This is a genomic window from Pedobacter ginsengisoli (assembly GCF_002736205.1).
In the GTDB taxonomy this organism is placed as follows: Bacteria; Bacteroidota; Bacteroidia; order Sphingobacteriales; family Sphingobacteriaceae; genus Pedobacter; species Pedobacter ginsengisoli_A.
In genome coordinates, this window is the sequence record NZ_CP024091.1 from 3,220,848 (window position 1) to 3,244,474 (window position 23,627).

The window sequence follows — 23,627 nt, forward strand, 5'->3', positions numbered from 1 at the left end:
ATGATATACTGTTTTTCTGGTGCTGTATTACCCCGATTGATGCTAAGTCTTAATCAAGGCATCAAACAAAACTAAGCATTCCGTTTAAAAAATACCATGGAGGATATCTTGTGCTCAGGCAATAAATTCACCAGTTAACTAGGTTTAGGTAGGGACTGGTCAATCAAACCATCCAAATTACCTGTCACTTTTGTTCAGGAGATGGCAGAATTTTAAGGAGTTAATTCTTGCGAATCACCAAATGGGCAAGTGCAGGATCGCCCATCATGCGCTGAACCTCAGCCTGGACAATGTCCTGAACATCCCGCTTGATCTGCAGGTAATTCGTTTGTACCATAGTTGAATTGACCCTTCTGATTACGGGGATCGGAACATACGCCGCTTCTTCCTTATTGAGGGCATCAAAATTGTTCAATATCTCGCCATGAAAAGCCTTTAAGGTAATTTTTTGGTCTGGAATATCGGCAACCATGCCTACAAATTCTCCACTGGAGAGTGCTGCAATTCTGGAGGCCGGAACGGCAAATTCCAGTTGCCTGCTTTTACTGACGGAGGTATCGCCGCTATTGATTGACATGCTTTGGCGGTCCTGCATGATCTTGCCGATTCGCTCACTCAGCTGTTTGGCGGTATCACCTGTCACCTGGCCTGCAATGATGTTGCCCACAGTGCTCATGATTACATCTGCCTGTTCCCGGCCATAATCCTTACGCAACTGGCTTGCGTCCTGTATGCCCAGGCAAACCCCTATTTTGTTACTCCTGCCGGTAGCAATGGTGGGAATGATGTCGGTGGTTAACGTGGGAAACTCATCAAAGATCAACATGGATTTCAACTTATTCTTCTGATTGATGATTTTCAGCAAACGGTTTACGTACAAAGAAAGCACAGCCCCATAGGTCTGGATTTTCTGTGGGTTATTTCCCATACAAATGACCTTCGGATGCTCGGGATTATTGATATCCAGACTAAAATCATTTCCGGACAGCACATAATAGAGCTGAGGAGATGACAACCTGGCCAATGCAATCTTAGCGGAGGCAATCTGCCCTTCAAGTTGTTCCATGACATCATTCAGGTAAGCATTTACAAACGGGTTTATCAACACCTCTATTTCCTTTTCCAGACGCATCACGGTGAACAGGCTGTCATAATCCAGCTGAATCAGTTCAATCGCATGTGGTAAGGTACAATAGGCCCCGTTCTGATACTTGCGCAAAAACCAGATAATCGCTGTCACAAAATTAATTGGAGATTCCACAAAAAAATCACCCTGCTTTTTCTGCCACTCCCGATTCAGTCCCAAAAGAATGGTACGTGCAGATTCTGAGGCGTCAGTTATGTCCACCATCCCTAATGGATCAAACACATTTCCGCGATGGCATCGCGATAAGTCGTCAAAATTAATAAAAATACATTCTGGTTTACCGGGGTAACGATCCTTATGCTTCAACCAGTGGTTATAGGCAATTAAAGAAAGATCTGGAAATTTGAAATCATATACCAGCATAGAATAAGGCGAAGCTTTGGCCAGTGCCTGTGTGATAAATTCCCGGATGCAAAAAGCTGACTTGCCTGAACCGGGGTTGCCCAATACTATGGTGGCACGTGCCGGGGAGATCACATTGATATAACCCCTTCTTTCCTTACCCTTCAGCTTATACCTGGTCGGCAAATTGATTGAAAACTCATTTTCCAGCAGGCGTTCTTCCTGGGGAAAACTCTCCTGGTCACGATTAAAAATATCACCACTCAGTTTGCCCTTGATAATTCTGGAACATAGCGTCGCACCTGTCAGCATCAACAAATACCCGATGGAAGTCAGCCCGATATACAGCAGGCTCCTCCAATGCGGACTCAGTGTCAACAGCAGAACCAGGGCGCTGATAAAATACAATAGCAGACCGGTGAACAAATAGGCAAGGCCGGTTTTAGAACTTAATTTCTCATCCTTTTTCCCTCTTACCCCCAATAGTGAGATGAACAGAAAACCTAAAGCAATAAACTTGGATCTATGGAAATCTTCAAACAATCCCGAATGCGCTATATTGACCATCATCCGGTCAGTAAAAGCACTGACAAATCCCCACAATCCAAACGTCATATAGCCATAATAATAAAAATGTAAGAGCAGGATACTGATTGAAATGAACCTTGTCATCTCCAAAATCTTTCTCATTGCCTGTTCATTCTCACCTGTTTGCATTGCCATAATTTCTATTTAATGTTTAACTCTATATTTTCGCCTTTGGCCTTTCCGCTGTGTTTTTACCACAGGAATCACAGGACGATCCTGCTCAGACCGGATCTGTGACAGATTGATCGCCGCCGATACACCAGCCCCAGGCAAGCCATCATCCAGCTCACCAGCATGCAGACCCTGACCCTTTTCAAATTCCAAGGCAGGGTAACCATTATCGCCCAGTCTACTTAATATACCCTTGGCACCGTAGGCACTACCCAGAGCTGCTCCCTGAAATGCACATGTATTAAGGTGATCAACATAGATCATGTCTTGCAATTCACCTTTGGGATCGTCTTTGATTACCACATCAATCCCCTTTGTTTTCAACGATGCGGAGAATGCTGCTGTATCACAAATTTGCGGGTTATTCAGTATACGCTCTATTTCATAAATGATTCTGCCTTCCAGGCCCAGCTTAAGTGGCACATTTCTTTTAAATCTTTCCTCAAGCTTATTTAAGCCCGGGTTGAATGGAAAAGAACTGGCTTTGACCGGCACTCCTATTCGATTCCCAGCCCCGTCGAGCAAACGGTAAATTAGACCCCGGTTTTTAAACAGCTTCGACCCTTCCTTACCCCGTTCGGCCCGAATGTTATACAATCCCAGGATCGCATTTAACTCGGCAAATGAGCTAAAAAGATATTCATTTAGCTTCCTATCCAACACCCCCGCGATACCGCTAAAGGTTTGCGATTTACCATAGGTTGGCTTTAAAAGCTGGGCCTGATACAAAGCCAACCCTGAATCTTTTACGGCTGTGCTGGTAGTAAGCGCAAAGCGAGTTCGTATTTGTTTAAGGAGAGACTGAAAACGGTCTGCTTTCATATATAAATTTATTCGGCGACCATCAGCCTGTATATTTGTCGTTAAAATGTGGAGGTGAGGATGTGCCCCGTCAGAATGCTCATAAACCAAATAGGGCTGGTTGCCAAAACCAATCCCATGCATATAAAATTTAGCAATCTCCTTTAGTGAGTATGGAGTAAGCCGGTTCGCCGGATCAAAATTTAAAAAAATGTGCAGGCCATTTACTTTAGTGCGCGGATTCAATGCGGCCATCTTTTCCAGCATTCCCAAACGATCAGACTGAGTCAGTTCGGCAAGTTGACAGGGGTAATTCTCAGCCATCATGCAGGTAGCATCCCCCGAGATCAGTTTACGCTCATTATAGTAAAAGCTGGAGCTTATGGATTTGATTGTTTTTATGTGTGCAACCATTTCTCAGCAGTTGAATTGATAAATCTATTAATCTCCTCAACTTTTTTCAACAATTTTCGACGGTCCATTTCATAGTTTAAAAGCCAAGTGTGGAATAGTGAAAGGTTGGGCAAGGCCTGCAGTTTCTCAATGGCCTGGTTAAGGTGGATCAACACATCATTTAAACCCTGTCTTAAAGTCACCAGTTCAACAAAAATATCCTGTAGCGACTGGTTTCTCGAGGCTGCAATCATGGGCTTCCCCAATAAGATCGCCCGTGCGTACTCGCTAAAACTGGTCTGGGTTGTGCCTGCAAAATTCTCCAGCAACCGCTCTTGTTCTCCTGCTGTTAACCGCACAGCATAGCATTTGTTTCTAATATTTTTCTTGTTTTTCATTCCTGTATCCTTAATCAATATTTAAAAGCATTACAATACACCGATGAGACAGTGTTTTAACCTGGCTACGGCGCCATCTGAAGACCCGGCAATCTTTTATGCACAGTATTTATTCTGACCTGTTGTACAAAAGTAAGGTTGATTAAACCTAGAAAACGACCCAGTATAAATTCTAAAGAGGATAACCTTCATGATCAAAAAATAACAGGAAAGGCCAGCTCAAGGCCAATGAGAAATTTAAGCCGAGGCTCAAACGTAGCAAGAAGCGCAATAAAAGCATAAACAACAATGAAAATTTTTTCCAATGCACCTTAAATTCTAAATAGGTTATTCCCCACACAATAGATGACCTTTATAACCCGATCATTTAATGAAAAAGTTCCAGTCATTCCAAGCCTGCTAGGAAGACAAACAAATCGTGATTACCTGAGCGCCTCAATGATTCGCAATTACTTAAAATTTCAACTATGGGAGAATACATAAAATACAAAAACAAGGTCATTAAACTGGGGACCTGTGAAAGCCTCTATTATGCCTGCTATCCAAAATATGTTCTGGCACTGGAATCAGGCCAGCTTCGGCAAGAACCTGGAAACCTTTCCCCCGAACAATATGCCCAGGCGGATATGGGTTTCCTTTTTCGCTTTCCTTTTCCGGATGAAGATCATTTGAAACTGGGAGAAGTAGAGGATTACAGGCGCGGGGTGCCTGTAATTATTACAGAGCCAACCATATTGGAAGATTCTTCCGCCGCGACCAAACCATCCTATCCCAGGGAGATTGAGCTTGCCCAGCAAAAACTGATACATCGACATTCCGATGGCAGGCTTTGCCTGGTCCTGGTTTATAGGGATCCTTATCTTGGCAGCTCTTTCCGTGTGGAAGATGACACTCTCATCAGGCAAATCCTTAAACAACTGATCAGAAACAATGTTGTGAGGGAAAACAATCCGCAAAAGAAATTATTCTATCGGCAGATTGCCCGTAGAATTCTCAACGGATATCAACTCAAGAAGCAAAACTTAATGATCTTCCATGTACAAAACGATGTCCCAAAACAAAAAATCTCCGGAGGAAGAAAAAAGCTAAGCTGATCAGGCGTGTATGCACCGGAGACGGAAGAAGATCTGGAGTTCTTCCGCCCGGTATTCTTCTACTATCATCCGACAAGACTCCCTTGAGCACATTAGGATAGATTAACCTGAAACAAACAGGCCAGGACAATTAGAAATACCAATTTTCCTGAATGAAAATATCAGCTAATACTCCTTAATCAAACGGATCATCTTTTCCATTGCACGAATGAGGACATGCTTATCTACATCTTCCCCGGTATAGGCATTACTCCGCAGACTTCCAGCAGACACATTGCGTTGTCCTGAGGCTGTCACGACCATGGGGGCAAGTTCCTCACACAAAGACTGAAAGGATTTGCCTTTAACCACAGATGCGTCAAGTGCAGCACGGACAGCCATCCCCAATTGATCTACAGACAAACCAAATTGTGTCTGTACTTTTTTCTTCTTTACCAAATCCGGCACTGCAGGCAGACTCAGATTCTGTTTATCCAGATCAATGATCTGTGCCAACACGTATTGGATGATCAACTCACAAGACAAGAACCTGGCAAAAAGATAGTCACAGGGAGTTCTTGACATTCCCGGCAAGATGGGTAACTCAGGGGCAGCGCTAGCCATTTTTATATCCGGAAGAAAATACAAGTGATCTGTTTGGCTCATTCCACTTCTGAAATAACTGTAATAAAATCCATAGCGTTTTAAAAAGTAATCGAGCTGCTGCAATTCGGACTCATAAAAACACTTTATTCCCTGTTTTGCACCAAGAGGCTTATTCAAAATCAGGTGGTACCGTTCCAGATAAAACAGCCAAAGTGCTACAAATTTCGGGCGAATCTCCTTAAAAAATACGATCCGGGTAGTATCGGATAGGTCAGCCACATCAGCAAATGAATTGTCCATCGTCTGAATATCTGCTTGAATCAAAGCCAAAGCGGCGTTGAGTATTTCAAGTGGGGTGCCGACTTCAATGTCCGTCAAACGTTGTTGGAGATCCAGGTAAGCTAATTCAGAATTCTTTTCAAATAAAACCCAAACAGAAGCCGGGCCTGTGTTTTCTTTTTTCATCATAGGGAGGGAATGAGTTTAACAAAAGGTTCTTTAAAGCCCCCGCCATTACAAAGGCCTCGGGGCATAGACATAATGCCATGAAGGTGGATTTTAAATAAGCAACTGTCAATAAGGAAAATCCCCTAATTTCAAAAATAGGGAGAAACCCTTAGTCTGGTCACACCGCTACTACCCGTAAAATTCAGCTATCTGATGGCCTAAGATTTTGGTACAACGGAAGACTTGATTAGTGCAATCACCATGCTGACACAAATAGGGTTTGCAATCGGACTTCTCTTTATTGTTCCACTAGGTTGATATGATGCCCCGTAAGAAATTGATCCTCTCTATTTTTGTACTCATAATCGCCTCTTTATTCGGATTGGTACTTGATCCTTACCTCATCGAGGATAACTGTTGAAGTCCCGGTATTCTCAAAAACAATTTTTACTGTCTTTTTATTTTTTCCATGCTCCTTGCCAGATTTAAACCGGATTGACTTTTTGGTAAATCTTCCAACAACCGACCTCTGGCTTTTTACTAAGTTACTGAGTTCTCCACTGACCATTGCAACATCAAAAACATTCACGCGGAGCATCCCCTTTCCTCGAACCCAATAATCTAGCATATAATGGGCATCATTGTCAAGATAAAGGTATTGCTCGACTTTTTGCCCTGGCTGAAGTCTTAATCCGGTACTTCCTTTTACTCCTGCTCCAATCGCCAATTCGCCATTTCCTTCCCATGGTATTAAACTCCCACTATCCTCAAACCCTGGATTTGGTAGTTCATTACCCTTACTTACTGGCCAGTTGTAGGCGCGGATATAATCCACTTCCATGTTAACATTGCCTTCGGAACCATAGGTCCCTAGAAATACGCTCATAAAATGATTAGGGGAAAATATTTTATTTTTATCTGTATATTCTTTAATAAGGTTACCATTAATGTAATGCTTTATACTCGTAGGAGTCCATAGTACACCATGGGTAACCCACTGGTTGATATGGTCATATCCCTCTGCAATATGGGTAGCAATATTGTGCAGGAATTTGCCTTTCTCATCTACATGGCCATGCAGGACAAATTGAGCAGTCAGATACTCAAAAATATCTATCTCAAACACTTGTCCTTTTGGGCGAATACCCTGAATTCCATCAAGTTCCGTTCCCTGCTCAAGATAATACCTCAAATCAGGACCAGGAGAATCGAACCAGAAAGCAGTATTCAGACCTTTTGGTTTACCCGAACTGCTGCGTTTAACTTTTACCTCAAAATAGCCACCTTTACTATTGTCGAGCAAATTTTCATTGGTTCTCCAGTCATAGGTTTGGATAGAGGATACCTTTTGGTTCCCCTTTTTTGTAAACAAGCGGTCAGGAATCGTATCATTCACAAAAAGATTAATGGTCTTTCCGTTCAACATATAGGCTGGTTGCAGAAGCGTGTTGGCCAACATCTCCTTTTTTGATTCCATATCCATATAATTCAATGAAGAAAAGTAATTTGTAGTCCACTTATTCCGATTCAACAATAGGTCATTGAATTCATCATGCCAGTAGAGCTGCATCCCCTTAGGGACGGCTGCCGAGCTTGGAACAATTTTCAGCTCCGCTAATTCAGTGGCTTCCAGTTTCCACAGGGTAGCAGTTGTGCCCCTTACAGAAAGACATTTGCCAGATCCTTGCCCATTAAACACCTCAAGCCATATGTGGTAGTTTTTTCCTGGTTTTAAATCCTCAATATAATATGAGCAAGCATTGGGAGCTAATGTAATGCCGGGCTGCGTTGGCTTTTTCCTATTTTCAGACCAGTACAGTTTGTACCCGGTTTCATTGATAGCATTATCCTTCCAGGTCACCTTGATCCAGCTGCGCGTTCCTAAAGCGCTCATTTCAGTAGGTGCAGCAGGGACCTGTGCAAGGCTCCCTACTGCAACCATTGATAACAGCGTAAGCAATATATACTTCATGTTAATTATATCCTGCGTTTTGTTTGATGATCCCATTACTCTGAGTTACTGCAGCTCTTGGCAATGGATATAATACCTTGAAGGATTCAGCAGTCGTAGATCCATCATCCGCTGCACGTTTGGTAAACAGGTTCCATCGGATCAGGTCATCTCTTCTCCACCCTTCTGCCCAAAGTTCAAAAAGACGTTCATCCTGTATTTTCGCAAGGAATTGTGCTTTATTTAAGCCCGAAAGTAAATTTCCAAGACCTGCCCTGGATCTTACCAGATTAACTGCCTCATAAGCATCTGTATTTGGGCCACCGTTTGCTTCATTGATACTTTCAGCCAGCATTAATAATACATCGGCATATCTGTAGATCGGAAAATCAATTGCGCTATTCTGCGCATTCGCTTTTGAAGGATCTGGAGCAAATTTCATTGGGACAGCACCAAGCTGGCCTGAAGTTCTTGCATTGGTATATGTCACATTTCCTGAGGCATCCTTCCCACTTGGGTAACTTTCTAAAAGTACACTTAAGCGCTTATCCTGCTTATCGAACTTATCATAACTGGTCCATCTCATCTTATAACCACCCCATGCGGTCAGGTTAATACCTGAAGGATCTTTATAGTCGGTGGGTAAGGCATGAGCCAACCACATATTGGTATACTGATCGGTTCCGGTTGACACACATACTACCGCCAGTATAATTTCGGTTGAAGCTCCACCTTTATTGGCTATACTAAATAAATCTTCATATTTAGGCTGAAGTGAGTACCCCAGGGTTTTAAGTTTGTTACCAGTTTCCACGGCCTTCGCCCATTGTTTTTCATGCATGTAAAGTTTCATCAGACCAGTTAATGCCGCAGCCTTAGAAAAACGTCCATAATCTAATCCTGTAAACTTTGCCGGAAGGACATCCGCAGCTTCCAGGAAGTCTTTTTCAATTTGCTTTACCATTTCCTCATTTGTTGGTCTGGGTACCGGTGCAGCATTTGGATCAGCGGCAATTTTTGCATCCGTCACTATGGTGAGTGGTCCGTAAGCAAAATAGAGCATTTCTGCATAATGTGCCCTAAGCGCTTTCAATTCACCTTCAAGTCTACTTTTCAATGCCTGATCCATATTGATATTTTTCATATCTTCCAGCGTAATCGCAATGCGCGAGATAAAAGGAAGATACCTGGTATAGTTGTGTGTTACCCAATCGAAATCTGGCGTAAAATTCAAAGTATGCATCTTAATCCAGTCATTCGCCCAGGCGCAAACTCCTTCATCAGTGGTCATCATTGCCTGCGTCCTCCAGGCATAAGTACCTGCGTCCCAACCGCCCTGCCAATCAGAACCTCCGGCAAGGCCCGTATAGGCTGTTGTCACTGCAGCGGAAACTCCCTCCGGAGTTGTGATCACGGTATTGAGGTCTCCATAGGTTTTATAGTCCAAGCCTTTTTCACAGGAGTTCAAAAATAGGATTCCCCCACATAGGGCTGCTGTGCGAAATAGCTTTTGAACTTTTGTTGTTCTTATGTTGATTTTCATAATCGTATTTTTTTAATTAAAAGGAAGCATTAATGCCAAAAACGTAACTTTTTACCAATGGATAAAAATTATTGCCATTTAATTCAGGATCCAGGCCGGGATATTTGGTGATGGTGAACAAATTCTGCGCATCAAATGAAACCCTAACTGTAGAAAAGATTTTTTGATTTGCCAGAAAACCTGACGGAATTGAGTAACCTAGGGTAATATTGCGCGCGCGCAGATAACTTGCATCTACATACCAGTAAGTTGATGAGTTCTGATAGGTGTTATAAGTTGCGTCATTCAATGCCGTTGGCAAGGTTCCAGCAGTGTTCATAGCAGTCCATCGCTGCTGCTCAGTTGGCATACCATTAAAGCCAAATGCGTCCATGCCACGTTCTGTTGCCCTGCCATCACCGATTGGTGAATATTTTTTCTGTCTTGCACCGGACAAATAAATATTAAGGTCGAACCCTTTATATTTAAAAGTATTGCCAATTCCAAAATTGAATTTAGGGTCCCCATTTCCTAAGTATGTCTTATCTGCATCGGTAAGTTTTCCATCTGGTCCAACAACATTTCCATTTGCATCAAAACCATGGATATCCTTAATGATCAAGCCCCCAGGAAGCATGTTAGGCATATGTGATGGGGCAGAGCCAAAGTTTCCAGTGAACATCCCATCAGAGATATAACCAAACACTGGATTAAAAATAGCCCCTTTACCCGTAGCGATTTCATGTTTTGGCAATACTTTCAGTGCTGCAGAGGATCTTTCTACCCAATAATTTAAATAGTGAGAAAAATTAAGGTTTGTAGACCAACTGAACCCATCAGCAGAAGCCGGGCGTATGTTTTTGGATTCCAGACTAAATTCGTAGCCAGTTGATCTTGTCTTACCGGCATTTCCGTAAACTCCGCTAATGATAAATCCAGAAGGATAAGGCACAAAGGCAATCAGATTACGAATTGTCTTATTGTAATAGTCTACTGAACCTGACACTCGGTTATTAAACAATGCAAAGTCAAGTCCGGCATTGAATTCGCCTGCTGTTTCCCAGGTCAAGTTAGGGTTGGCAGCTCTTGAAAGAACCAATCCTGAACTAATATTATTGGTACCGAAATAGCCACTTAAGCTTGAATTGTAAAGGGCAAAAGCTGCTGATTGGAAAGAGCTGTTTCCTGTTTCACCATAACCGGCGCGAAATTTCAAAAATGAGATTGACTTAACTGAGTTCATCCAGCTTTCATCTGACAATACCCATCCCGCGGAAACAGCAGGAAAGTACCCCCATTTCTTGTTTTCAGCAAAAATTGAAGAGCCATCCCTTCTAACAGATGCCTGAAGGGTAATATTTCCATTATAGGTGTAAATTGCCCTCGCAAAATAAGAAGCCCATGTTGTTTGACTCTTGCTGGAACCTACTGTTGGTTTAAGTGCCTGCCCAGATTTTAAGTCATAATAAACTGTCGCATCCGAGAGGAAGTTCTGATTACCTGCATTAAAACCTTCCCAGTTGGATTGTTGATAAGTATAACCTGCAACAGCATTCAAATGGTGTTTTTCAGCAATAGATTTATCATAGTTTAAAGTATATTCATAAAGCTTGGATTGAGATTCAGATTGCGTAATTGAAGCAGATCCATTGGACTGGAGTCCATATAAAAAAGTTCTTGGAAAATAATTCGAGCGCTTGGAATTTGACTGATCATAGCTGAAGTTTGCTTTTGCCTTCAATCCGTCTACAATTTTCCATTCTCCATAGGCAGTTGTTAGCAAACGGTTCGCTTTGGTCAAATCAGTAACTGTCTCATAGGATAGTGGATTGGGGATATTGGGATAATATGGGCTAAGTGGATAGCCTCCTTTTTCATCACGTAAGGGAATATTTGGCGCCCAATAGATTGCTGCGGTAACAATACCTCCATTTTCCAGAGTACCATTTGTTATGGTATTATTTGCCAAAGAATTAGAGACAACAACATTTGCTCCAATATTGATTTTCTCCGAAAGGGAATGATCAATATTTAGCCTTCCGTTGTATCGCTTGTAATCTGTTCCAAGCAATACACCTTTTTGATCGAAGTAATTTCCTGATGCAAAATAGCGCGTCTTATTGTTGCCACCTGAAAGTGAAAGGTTATGCTGCTGGGTATATCCGGCTCTGGTGATGGCATCTGTAGCAGATTCTCCGTCAGCTACATTATCAATTTCCTGCTGCGTGTATAAAGGTTGATAAGGACTTACAGTGGATTTGTCGACTGTACCATAGAATGGAGCAATCTTATTGGCCCTGTACCATTTTTCTTCCCTAAGCATATTGCGCTGCTCCATATAATCCTTTGCTCCATATACCGGATACATCTTGTCTACGCGCTGAACACCATAGTTTCCGCTATATTGCAGAGTAGATTTGCCATCCGAACCTTTCTTTGTCGTAACAAGAACTACACCTGCACCAGCCCTGGCGCCATAAATAGACGCTGCACTGGCATCTTTTAGAAATTGAATCGATTCTATATCGTTAGGATTGATAAAATTCAAAGGAGATTTGTCCACTCCACCGGAACCATATTTAGATCCAACTCCTCCGCCCAACTCAGGCTGCCCTGAATTATCATTTACTGGAACTCCATCAATAACATAGAGTACCCCGGCATTGGCAAATGAAGGATTGCTTCTGATCTGCACAGAAACTCCTGCGCCCGGTTGACCGGTTGATTGGATGACCTGCACACCTGCAGCTTTGCCCTGAAGGGTTTGCTGAAAATTTGAAGCGACACTAGTATTGAGGTCTTTAGCATCTATTTTGGCAATGGCACCGGTGACATTTTTTTGTTTAATGGCGCCATAGCCGATCACCACCACTTCTGACAATTCCTTGCTAAGACCAGTCATTTTAATCTCTATTGATTTTTGACCTTTGAAGACTAGTTCCTGAACCTGATAACTGACATGGCTAAACACAATTACCTCGTTTTCTGAGACGTCCAAAGTGAATCTACCTTCACTATCTGATTGTATTGCCCTGTCGCTCCCTTTGATCTTAATGATTACCCCAGGGATGGGGGTTCCGCTTTCATCTTTGATTTGACCTGATACGCTAGCCAGCTTTTGTACCGGCTGATCCATTGCATTATTATTTTCACCAGTTTTTTTAATCACTACCATATTCCCTTTGATTTCATAGGTTAGCGGTTGATCCTTAAACAAGTGGACAAGGGCCTCCTCCAGGGTGACATTCTTCAAATCCAGGTTGACAGGTTGCGTGTTTTTGAGGTGTGTAGCGACGTAAAAGAATTCGTAACGACTTATTTTACGAAGGTCTTCTACCACCTTTTTAAAAGTTGCATTCTTCTCACGAATGCTTATCTTTTGAGCTCTCGCAATCGCATTCACTTGAAGCATGATGGTAAGTAAAAGCATAGCGATTGTACGTTTGGAACAAAGCATTGGCAAGCTTGTCCGAAAGTGAAATGACAAAGCAGTCCCCTTGAGTTTAGTTAAATCCATAATTTTAGTTTGGAATAGATATTTGGTTTGTTGGTTATTCTCATCTGCAGGCATACGCCTACACGATAGGTTTTATACAATAAAACTTGTATAGGTTGGCAATATATTGCCTTGGTTTAGCTTTCTAGTTTGTTTTTCTTCATCTTACTGTTCGTTTTGGTTAATAATTCGGTCAGAATTTTCTGACATATATTTTCTTACCTATCATCTTGAATCTTAATAGTCCTGTGCTTCCCATAATATCGAGTATTTTGGCTACAGGCATCTGTCTGGAGAAATTACCCTTCATACCATCTAAAGGGATCTCCCCCTGGTAGAATACTTCTACATCATACCATCTGGAAAGGGCCCTCATGATCTCAAACACATTATCGTTATCGAATTCAATATGTCCTTTTCTCCAAGAGACCGCTATGTCAGGATTAACTTTTAAGGATTTGATCGCTCCTTTTCGATCCAATTGAGACTGTTCGCCTGGGTGGAGCAAAAGCTTCTCATTAAGACTAATTGAGCCTTCCAGCAAAGTAGTTTTCGCCAAAGGTTCATCATGATAGTTATTGATGTTAAAATGGGTTCCGAGAACTTTTACATCCTGTCCATTAGAATGGACGATAAACGGCTTATTAACATCCTTAGCAACCTGAAAATAAGCTTCTCCTTCAATCTCGACCCGACGTGCACGCTGTTTATGAAAACTAACCGGAAACCGGATGGAGGAAGCTGCATTTAGCCAGATCTGCGTGCCATCGGAAAGAGTAAGCTGATAATGACTTGCTTTTGAAGTAGACAAGATATTCATCGCCACTTCCTTTCGGCTGATTTTAGATTTGTAATGTGTATTTTCTTTTTCGGAATAAACGAGTGTGCTGTCAGTAGTTTTATTCACTTTCATTCCAAGGGGATCGGTAAACACTCCATCCGCTTGATCATTAAGGGTAATTCTTGTCCCATTGGAAAGTTTAAGCGTAGCTAGATGGAATCCTGCAGGAATCTCTTCGGTAAGCTTTGCTCGGTCAACACCGTTCTGCTTGAAGAAAAATTCATTAGCAGGCATTAATAAACGAACGCAACAAAAAATAATCAGACAGGCTGCTGCAACCGCAGAATACCTATAAGTAGCTCGTAAAATTGATCTCCGCCTAATTTGACCATTGATTTTCCTTAGCATTGTTTGCTGAGTATGCTCAAAATCGATTACAGGTGCCTGATTCCCTCTAACCTGCTGCGAATTGCACCACTGGTTGTAAATCTGTAAATCTCGGCTACTGGCACTACCTGCGGCAATACGTTCTATCACTTTAATCAATTCGTCATTACTGTTCATAGCTAAGCATAAGGAATGTTTAATCAACTGCTTTTATCTTAAGAGACATGAACGTCCCTTAACCCTTAAACCATTTGAAAGTTTTTATAAAAAAAATATCCAGAAAGACATTTTTCCCAGATGAGTCTTTAATTTTTTCAGGGAAATGGTGATCTGGGCTTCCACAGTTTTCTCGGAAATCCCAAGCCTTGCTGCAATTTCCTTATTTGATAAATGATCCTCCCTGCTCAGCTGATAAATCTGTCTGGCTTTTGGTGGAAGCAATTGAATCCCTTCGAATATCGCCGAGCGGAGCTCCTTGATCTCAAGACTTTCCTCTTCATAGATCGGGTCGGCTTGAAAAGTACTGGAAAGAATTTCCTCCCGGCGCTTGCTGGAAACAATCTTTCGGGTCAAATTAAATTTAGTAGCCGCTAAAAGGTAACCCCTGAGGTTTGAGATCTGAAGCTGCTGCCGATTTTCCCACAGCCATATGAAAATATTCTGAACAACATCCTCACAATCATCCGGCTCCTTCAGTATATTTAAAGCATATTGATAAAGTACTTCCGCATATCTAAAATAGATAGCATTGAAAGCAATCCTATTTCCATCTTTAAGGTACTTGATCAGTACACTATCTTCCGCTTTTCCCCAATCCATTATTTCCTAAAATTAAACAATCCCTAGGCAGCCCATATTCAAAATAGTAAGTACTGAATCGCAAAATTCTTGTGTCTCAATTCCGAATACTCCTCAAAGAGCATTCACATCCATCCCGGTACACCTTTGCGATATTAAAAATAATAAATAAATCCTCCAAGCTGTTAAATTGCGCAAACGATTGTTTTACAGGAGCTTTTTATCATTTCGGAAAATAGCCAGGATGTTAGCAATATGACCATATTCCAGTTTTCATTCGCTTGTAGAAACAGCTAACTAATATTAAATATGTGACTATAACTCGTTATTGTATTTGTATTTATTATGGCAAAAGCTATTAATTTCATTAATGACCATCTAAAATATAAAAAGAGATATTCCTCCTCAACATAATAGTCAGCGCAAACGTTTGCCCCAAATTCTAACATCATAACAAAGATATTTATACCAGTACGGCATTACTAAAGGGAACTTCTACCTCCTTTAGGCTTCAATGATGAATCCCATGGCAAATTTAGTAATCTTCAGAAGTCGGATAAGACAGGTATAAAAACAAGGTTTGAAACCCAAATTGGAAATCACTGACCTCCATTTGTAGGATTAAGCAGCTAAGACTATGATAGCCAGAAAAGCAGCACTGCTTTTCTGGCCTTTAAAACCTATACTTTAAAAATGAGGTAGCTCAACTATTTTTTAGGCTCTTTATGGTCTGTCGGTGTATGGATAATATCGAAATATACAGACTTATCGTCATTGTTAGGATAAATCCGATAGGTAAACTCTTTTTTTGTAAGCACTGTGATGTCTACGACTCTGGTGAATAAAGTTACGCCAGCATCATTCTTAGCTACTATTGTACGGGTCTTACCATCTGCCGGTACAGACCAGTCGCCATGCATTTTTGGTGAGTCATCCAGATTATACATGGTAAAAGTACCATCGGCTTTAAAATAAGCAAAGCCAACAAAATTTGAAACATTTGGGTCTGTCAACAAAACATCATTACCCTTATTATCTTTCGCATTAGAAGTCACCCAAGGTGTACTGGCTAAAGTTTGACTGGGAGTTAATTTGGGTTCTTCCACCACTTTATCATTATCTTTACTACAGCCAAAAGTAAGCGTGCTTCCAATAACCAATAGAAGCAACATCATGTTTTTTAATTCTTTCATGTTTTTTATGTTTTTTTACACTACAAAACTACCACAGCCATAACTCATTATTTGTGAAGGATTTATCCGATTACTTGCAAAATTTATAAATAGTTTAATCCGGTACGTTTTATTTATTGTTAATGTCTTTTAAGGTGAGCTTATGTACCTTTATGCAGTAATTAAGAATAACCTATTATAGCCTTCTCACTCGAGGAACTCGGAAAGAATACAATTATACTTTCTGTTCAGGTTTCCCTAACTGTATAGGAAAAACCGTATCAGACCAAACAACAAATAAATTCAGGCAGGGGCCCATACTCAGCTTACTTATGCTATCCCCTCTAAACTTAAAGAGTCTGCCACTGATTTGGGAAATATTCATATGGTACTTTTGATACATTACACAAAATCACAACTCATCACAAGTACTTTAAAAACAAAATAATGGCATAATATAAAAGAATATGTTACGCCGTAACTATGTTTATTTTCATATATTTCTTTCTGTAAAAGTAATCTAATGGAGCAAATAACCAGGCCAATAGAAAGAAATTCAACTAAGATAATCACTTTTTAATTTTCATATCCTTTCGCAAAGGTGGGTACTTTGGAATACTAAGAACGAAACTAAAAACTTCTGAAGGCTGCACTTCAAGTGCCTTACAAACAGCAATAAGGCCACTTATAGAAATGTTATTTGTCCCGCGCACAATTCTATAAACCTGACTATAACTAAAACCAGTTCGATCTTGAATATCCTCTAGAGTAATCCTTTTATTATTTGAGATAGACCACAATTTCTCCCTTATTATCTTTAAGATAGATTTATCTATGTATTGTTCAGCCATAGACAAAAAGACCCTTTTAAATAATTTTATATTATTCCAAATTTGGAATACAATCATTTTTTCATTAAATTTGACTATAATAAAATGGTGAATAAGAAATAATTAAAAGAAAAATATCACCTAATAATAAAGGTATAATCAAGAGTCTCTCTTAGCAAATTCTGACAAGTGTAAGGAAAGAGACAATAGATTCATGCCCATAGGAAAATATTGCATATTTTTGAATGCGCTATAGAACTATGGGCTCTATTGTAAATCCATTTCCAAGGTCGTCAGAAGCCTGCTAAGGTGGTTATAGAGCCCGCTATAGTGCATGCGTTATAGTTTTGCTTTTTTATTCCAGAGACTCATATAAAGTTCAACTAACTTAGAATAAATATGAGAACCAGAACAGCTAATCAAGGAATTTCCCGCAACATCTTTAAGCTCATTATCAGGGCACCGCAATAGTATGTCATTTCTTTTTTTGCAATGTGGGCGGGTTGTGCAGGGAGGCATAGCTCTGCCTGCTTTGCTTTTTAATTCTTTTTTCGACTAACTATTTTTCTTAAAAAACTAACAATGAAAAAAACGATACTCACTATCGTCCTGGCCATGCTTTGTCTAAATGTCGCATTCCCGCAAAACAGCATCATCAAAGCAAAAGTCATCGACCAATATGGCAAACCCATCTCTGGTGTTACCATCACCATAAAAGGTGCCGCCAACAAAACCAAAACCGACGAACAGGGGATCTTTATTCTACGGAACTTCCAGCTTGGACAAACCCTAATCCTTTCACATCTTGGTTTCCAGACCAAAGAACTTCTTTACAATCAAGTCTCCGATACCATCGTCCTGGAATCAGTTCAGCAAACCCTCAAAGAAGTCAACGTTGTCAGCACAGGATATGAAACCATCGCTAAGGAAAGGGCAACAGGTTCTTTCACTACAATAGGCGAGAAAATTATCAGTCGAAGCGTGGGAACAAACATCCTGAATAGACTTGAAAGTGTTACCAGTGGTCTATTACTGTATCCCCGAAGCCTGGGTGGGAATTCTACCAAGATTTCCATACACGGACGAAGCACTATATTTGCCAATGCGGCTCCGTTGATCGTACTGAATGGTTTTCCCTATGAAGGAACAATAGACCAAATTAATCCCGCTGACATTGAAACTATCAACATCCTAAAAGATGCAGCAGCAGCATCCGTCTGGGGCACACGTTCAGGTAACGGTGTCATTGTAATTACCACCAAAAGCGGCCACAAAAACCAAAAGACCACTATCAACCTAAGCTCTACAATTACCATAGCAGAGAAACCGGATCAGTATTACATTGCACAAATCTCATCAGCTGACTATATTGATCTTGAACAATTTCTATTCTCAAAAGGTTTCTATAACAGCCGTTTCAGCAACCCCTATAATGCTGTATCTACCGCCGTAGAAATTTTCAACCAGCGTAAAAACAAAAAGATCAGTGCTTCTGATTCGGCAGCATTGATCAGCAGCCTGAAAGCTAATGACGTTCGCCAGGACATCGAAAAATACATTTACCGTCAAAGAGTACAGCAGCAATACGCGCTTAACATAAGTGGAGGCACAGAAAACCATAGCTATTACCTATCCGGTGGCTACGACAAAAACCTAGAAAGCAAAGTTTCAGACAGCTACAGCCGGGCTACCTTAGACGTCAAAAACAATTTTTTCCTGCTGAAAAGCAAGCTAAATATTGGCACAGACATCGGAATCGTATCCTCCAATACAAAAAACAATGCCGGCACATACAATCCTTTTAGCCCCTACGACCAGATTGCAGATGTAAACGGTAATTCCCTACCTGTAGTCAACCGTACCGGTTTCCGCATGTCTTATTTGGATACAGCCGGCAATGGGCAACTCCTAGACTGGAAATACCGACCCAAGGACGAGCTTTCCCCAACAACCCAGGCAAAGGTCAATCAATACAGAATCAAGGCCTCCTTAAATTACAAATTCACAAAGGACCTCGACATTAATTTAAGCTATCAATTTCTCAACGAGCGTACTGATCGTCCCAGCAGTTTTGACCCAAACAGCTATTATACACGTAATATGATTAACCAATACAGCACGATCAAAGAAGGAGTTGTACAACGTATCATACCCATCGGCAACATTCTGGACCAGAGCAACAGCGAACTGACTTCCAAAATATTCCGGGCGCAAGCAAACTACACTAAACTCATTGCTTTAGATCATCAAATTAATGCCATCGCTGGTTACGAAGGAAGTGATGGGCGAACAATTTCTGAAAACCAGACGTATTATGGCTACAATCCTGACAATCTAAGTCATGCAAACGGCACTATCAATCCATTGGAAGATTACCCGCTATATTACGGTGGGCTTACAGGAAAGATCAATACGCATCCAACCCTCTTGGGTTATATCAACATTAATCAGTCTTACTATATTAATGCATCTTATGCTTATAAAAAGAGATACGTGTTATCGGCAAGTGCAAGGAGGGACGAATCCAACATTTTTGGCGTCAAGACTAATCAAAAAGGGGTGCCACTATGGTCAATCGGATTGGCATGGAACCTCAGTCAGGAAAGCTTTTATCCTATTTCCTGGTTAACCAACCTTAAACTGCGAGCCACATACGGATACAATGGCAATACCGATAAATCAGTATCAGCCTACCTCACCTCCATAACCAATGGGTTCACCAATATCTACGGAAGCCCCACAGCAGATATCCAAAACCCTCCCAATCCTTCTTTGAGGTGGGAAAAGGTAAAAACCAAAAATCTTGGTATCGACTTCGCCACAGACAATAACCGGATCTCAGGTAGCATTGACCTCTATCAGAAGAATGCTGCAGATCTGATCAGCAACAACCTGATCGCACCCCAAACAGGTATCACTCAATTTAAGGGGAATGGCGCGACCGTCCGTACAAATGGCATAGACCTGATTATCAACAGCACCAACTTTGACCACCGGTTCAAATGGAATACAGGATTTCTTTTCAGTTATAACAAAGATAAGGTTACCAATTATAAAATAAAGCAAAGCTCCAACCTACAGGCTATCCAGAGTAATACTTCCAATCCAATAGAAGGCTACCCGTATTACGCCATATTCAGCTTTCCTTTCGCAGGCTTGGATGCTACAGGAGCTCCACAAGGGTACATTGATGGCGAACCAAGCAAAGACTACACAACAATCACATCCAGCCTAGACCTGAGCCAGATCAGGTATTATGGCTCGGCCTCCCCAAAATACTTTGGAAGCATCATTAACACCTTTACTTATCAACAATTCGAGCTTTCCGTTAACCTGGTCTACAAACTCGGCTATTACTTCCGCAGGGAAAACGTTTTTGGTGGCAGCAATTACGGATCCGCACTATCGCCAAACTTTCAGCTTGCAGACTACAGTAAAAGATGGCAAAAAGCGGGTGATGAGCTGCATACTGATATTCCTGCATTGACTTATCCAAATTCCTCCGCCCGCAGTAATTTTTTTCAGTACTCAGCAGCCCTGGTAGAAAAAGGAGATCACCTTCGCCTCCAGGACATCCGACTATCCTATACCTTATCACCAAATTCATTGCTGAGATCCATATTTAAAAATGCAAGTCTTTTTCTCTATGCGAGAAACCTCGGTATCCTCTGGCGCAAAAACAAGCATCATATCGACCCCGATTATGGCGCAACTACTATTCCCCAGCCTTTCAGTGGATCAATGGGCATTAACCTTAGCTTCTAAAACTCAAAATCATGAAAAGAACATTCATATTTATCTTCTTGTGCTGCACCTTAAGCTGTACAAAGAAGCTTAACCTTAAACCCGACAGCAGCATCGTCTTACCCCAGACCATATCCGATCTTGAACAAATTCTAGACAATGACCAGATGGACATTACTCAGGCCTTGCCCCAGATATCTGCAGACGAATACTTTATCCCTAGTAAGCAGGACCTGGAGTCCACCTACCTGCTCACCACCAGGAATGCATCTATCTGGGCAACAGACATCTATCAGGGGGAAAGTCAGATTGCGGACTGGAACCTACCCTATAAAAACATCTTTTACTGCAACAGCGTTCTAGATATACTTCAACAACAGGACATTTCGGGTGACGCAGAAAGAAAACGGGTAAAAGGCTGGGCACTGTTCAACAGGTCATATGCCTTCTACAATCTACTCAGCACTTTCAGTAAAGCTTACGATTCTAATACTGCCTCCACCGATCTGGGTATCCCCTTAAGGTTAAGCGCAGCAGTGGATGAACTGGCTGGCAGAAGTAGTGTACAGCAATGTTATGAACAGGTGCAAAAGGATCTCATCGAGGCCGCAGGACTGCTCCAGCAGAATATTATTCCTGAAAAAAGAAATCGTCCCTCCAAAGTCGCGGCTTATGCCATGCTAGCGAGAATCTATTTAAGTATGCGTGAGTATGAACAAGCTGAACAATATGCAGATAAAACATTGGAGATCTACGCCATACTAACAGATTTCAACACACTAAACAAAACAAGTTCGAACGGCTTTAGTCACAACAGCGAGGAGATTATTTACCACAGCAGACTTGACGGAACCTATTTTGAATTCAGCATGAGTGAGCAGAGCGCCAGTTACGGCGTAAACCCGGAAATCATAGCCCTGTATGACCCTTCAGATTTGCGCTTACCCCTTTATTTTCAAAAGAATAGCCTGGGCAATTACAATATGAAACCTATTAACAACACCAATACTGCCCCCTTCACCGGGCTTGCGACCGATGAAATCTACCTCATCAAAGCTGAATGCCTTGCCAGAAGAGGTCAAACCCAAGATGCAATGGCTCTATTAAACCAGTTGCTGTCCACGCGCTGGGACTCCAATGCCACCGGCACAACAAAACCTTACACGAACCTTAGCGCCTTAAACCCTGATGAAGCCCTACAAAAAATACTTCTTGAACGCAGAAAATCATTGATCTGGCGGAGCCTCAGGTGGACCGATCTGAAACGCCTTAACCTGGAGGGGGCAAATATCCAGCTCCTGAGAAAAATCGGAGATCAAACTTATACACTGATGCCCAACAGTCCGAAATATGTACTGCCTATCCCTGAAGATGAGCGTGCTCTTAGCGGATTAACACAAAACCCAAGATAACACGGTTACGCAATAATTAAAATGACATGAATAATTTTTTTCAAGTACTGCTATCGATTCTGTTCCTAACCACTACAGCAAGTGCTCAAGGGACTCAAATTAGTCTCCACGGAACAATTGACTCCTCCATCATCAATTTTTTCAACAGCCGGGAACTACTGGTAAAAGTACATGACCCCATAAAAAAGCTGTTGAATAATGAGGAAATCATAACAGTACCCATTCAGGAAAAAGGAAAATTCCAGCTGCAGATCTCCAGTACTACACCTTTCACCTATCTTTCTTTCTGGGCTAAGGACAATAAAAGTGGTTCAGGAGCTCGCTTACCTATCCAATTTCAGGCCCGAAATGCTAATTTTTTGGAGGAACAATATTTTTTCCAGCAAGGCGACAGCATTAAAATGTTTATTTCCAAAAACGGGAATATGGGCTTTAGCGGCAAAGGTTCAGAGAAACTAAAATACCAGAATTATGTCTTTAACTTGCCTGGCTTTTTAAGCTTAATTCAACGCCGAAGCACAGAGCTGATCAATCTTCGGGATTATGCTTTGGTAAACGAACTGGAAGATCAGGTACTGGAACTGGAATGCAACTTACGAAGAAAACTGCTGGAAAGCTATCAGCAGCAATTCAGCCCCGACGTCTACCAGCTTTTACAGCTCGACGCAAATTCCAGTGCCGCATACCTGCGACTGCGTTCGAACGCTCTGGTTCCAAACGGATCTAATGACGTGTTCATCCAGCAATATTACAAAAATCACGTACCAGAACGCCACCTCAGTGCAACAGGTCCGAAACTTCTGAGCAGCTCTCCATATTACTTAGAATACCTTTTACTTCGTGAGCTCCAGCTTGAAATGTATACCGAATCCAAAAACAACAGTGGTAACATTTATCCTAGATTACTTATCACAATGAACAATAAATACTCAGGAGAACTGAAGGATCAATTGTTACTACTGCTGGTCACCAAGTCACCAGAAGAATCCATTAAGCCAATTATTGATAAGATTATCAACCTTATCGGAGATCAGACTATCAAAAATGCATTGGGGCGTTGGAAGGATAAACAATCTGCTTCCGCTTTTCCCTTTGAACTCCAGGACGTAAATGGAAAACGATACCATCTGAAAGATTTTGAAGGGAAAGTGCTGGTAATGGACTTCTGGTTCACAGGGTGTGCGGCCTGCATGCAACTCAACGCTGCAATGGAAAAAATCATGCAGCACTATAAGAATAATAAACAGGTTGTATTTGTGACAGTAAGTTCGGATAACAACAAGGAATCGTGGGAAAAAAGTCTATTTACAGGACGTTACACCTCCGAGGGTACCATTAATTTATATACGAATGGACTTGGAATGGCTCATCCCCTACTCAAGTATTACAATTTCCAGGGTGCTCCCAGGCAACTGATCATTAATAAAAAAGGAAAGCTAGTGTCCTCAGCACCTCCTCGTGCAGACATTGAAACAAAAGTGGACAATAAAAACTCAATGGTGCAACCCGCTTCCCTTAATGCCAATTCCCGTGCATTAATTAAGCTGATAGATCAGCTTTTATGACAA

15 protein-coding genes are annotated in these 23,627 nt (G+C 41.4%); 4 read left to right on the top strand and 11 right to left on the bottom strand.

Annotated elements, in window-relative coordinates:
- Positions 1–220: 220 nt before the first annotated feature.
- Genes mobC through CPT03_RS13320 form a run of 3 tightly spaced genes read right to left on the bottom strand, consistent with a single transcriptional unit; the run spans position 221 to position 3,840 of the window.
- Positions 221–2,212: a conjugal transfer protein MobC gene (gene mobC, locus CPT03_RS13310; RefSeq protein ID WP_317044294.1), complete on the bottom strand. Its 1,992-nt coding sequence runs from the start codon at positions 2,210–2,212 to the stop codon at positions 221–223.
- Positions 2,213–2,221: 9 nt separating this feature from the next.
- Positions 2,222–3,463, bottom strand: a complete 1,242-nt coding sequence (locus CPT03_RS13315; RefSeq protein WP_099439304.1) for a relaxase/mobilization nuclease domain-containing protein — start codon at positions 3,461–3,463, stop codon at positions 2,222–2,224.
- Complete coding sequence (locus CPT03_RS13320) at positions 3,448–3,840, bottom strand: plasmid mobilization protein (protein WP_099439305.1); 393 nt, start codon at positions 3,838–3,840, stop codon at positions 3,448–3,450. The genes CPT03_RS13315 and CPT03_RS13320 overlap by 16 nt, the downstream gene beginning before the upstream one ends.
- Positions 3,841–4,307: 467 nt before the next feature.
- Between CPT03_RS13320 and CPT03_RS13325 the strand changes: the two genes are divergently transcribed.
- On the top strand, positions 4,308–4,934 hold the full coding sequence (locus CPT03_RS13325) for a hypothetical protein (protein ID WP_099439306.1): 627 nt from the start codon (positions 4,308–4,310) through the stop codon (positions 4,932–4,934).
- A 165-nt stretch (positions 4,935–5,099) separates the two neighbouring features.
- Here the strand turns inward: CPT03_RS13325 and CPT03_RS13330 are convergent, their stop codons facing one another.
- The 8 genes from CPT03_RS13330 to CPT03_RS13365 all read right to left on the bottom strand — a co-directional run bounded on the left by CPT03_RS13330 (position 5,100) and on the right by CPT03_RS13365 (position 16,981).
- Positions 5,100–5,987, bottom strand: a complete 888-nt coding sequence (locus tag CPT03_RS13330; protein ID WP_099439307.1) for an RteC domain-containing protein — start codon at positions 5,985–5,987, stop codon at positions 5,100–5,102.
- Positions 5,988–6,339: 352 nt separating this feature from the next.
- A complete protein-coding gene (locus tag CPT03_RS13335; RefSeq protein WP_216641550.1) occupies positions 6,340–7,974 on the bottom strand; it encodes a fibronectin type III domain-containing protein in 1,635 nt (544 codons plus the stop codon).
- Positions 7,940–9,460, bottom strand: a complete 1,521-nt coding sequence (locus tag CPT03_RS13340; protein ID WP_099439308.1) for a RagB/SusD family nutrient uptake outer membrane protein — start codon at positions 9,458–9,460, stop codon at positions 7,940–7,942. The genes CPT03_RS13335 and CPT03_RS13340 overlap by 35 nt, the downstream gene beginning before the upstream one ends.
- Positions 9,461–9,476: 16 nt before the next feature.
- A complete protein-coding gene (locus tag CPT03_RS13345; RefSeq protein ID WP_157766435.1) occupies positions 9,477–12,869 on the bottom strand; it encodes a TonB-dependent receptor in 3,393 nt (1,130 codons plus the stop codon).
- Positions 12,870–13,128: 259 nt separating this feature from the next.
- Positions 13,129–14,280, bottom strand: a complete 1,152-nt coding sequence (locus CPT03_RS13350; RefSeq protein WP_099439310.1) for a FecR family protein — start codon at positions 14,278–14,280, stop codon at positions 13,129–13,131.
- An 84-nt stretch (positions 14,281–14,364) separates the two neighbouring features.
- The gene (locus CPT03_RS13355) at positions 14,365–14,922 is read right to left on the bottom strand and encodes an RNA polymerase sigma-70 factor (protein ID WP_099439311.1); all 558 of its coding nucleotides are present in this window, start codon (positions 14,920–14,922) and stop codon (positions 14,365–14,367) included.
- A 686-nt stretch (positions 14,923–15,608) separates the two neighbouring features.
- Positions 15,609–16,094, bottom strand: coding sequence for a DUF4822 domain-containing protein (locus CPT03_RS13360; protein ID WP_099439312.1), 486 nt, complete (start codon positions 16,092–16,094; stop codon positions 15,609–15,611).
- A 548-nt stretch (positions 16,095–16,642) separates the two neighbouring features.
- Complete coding sequence (locus tag CPT03_RS13365) at positions 16,643–16,981, bottom strand: helix-turn-helix transcriptional regulator (protein WP_317044296.1); 339 nt, start codon at positions 16,979–16,981, stop codon at positions 16,643–16,645.
- A 537-nt stretch (positions 16,982–17,518) separates the two neighbouring features.
- Between CPT03_RS13365 and CPT03_RS13370 the strand changes: the two genes are divergently transcribed.
- The 3 genes from CPT03_RS13370 to CPT03_RS13380 are packed head-to-tail and all read left to right on the top strand — an operon-like array spanning position 17,519 to position 23,624.
- Positions 17,519–20,668, top strand: a complete 3,150-nt coding sequence (locus CPT03_RS13370) for a SusC/RagA family TonB-linked outer membrane protein (protein WP_157766436.1) — start codon at positions 17,519–17,521, stop codon at positions 20,666–20,668.
- Positions 20,669–20,679: 11 nt separating this feature from the next.
- Positions 20,680–22,059: a RagB/SusD family nutrient uptake outer membrane protein gene (locus tag CPT03_RS13375; protein WP_099439314.1), complete on the top strand. Its 1,380-nt coding sequence runs from the start codon at positions 20,680–20,682 to the stop codon at positions 22,057–22,059.
- Positions 22,060–22,085: 26 nt separating this feature from the next.
- Entirely contained in the window at positions 22,086–23,624 is a 1,539-nt protein-coding gene (locus CPT03_RS13380) for a TlpA family protein disulfide reductase (RefSeq protein ID WP_099439315.1), read from the top strand.
- Positions 23,625–23,627: the final 3 nt, after the last annotated feature.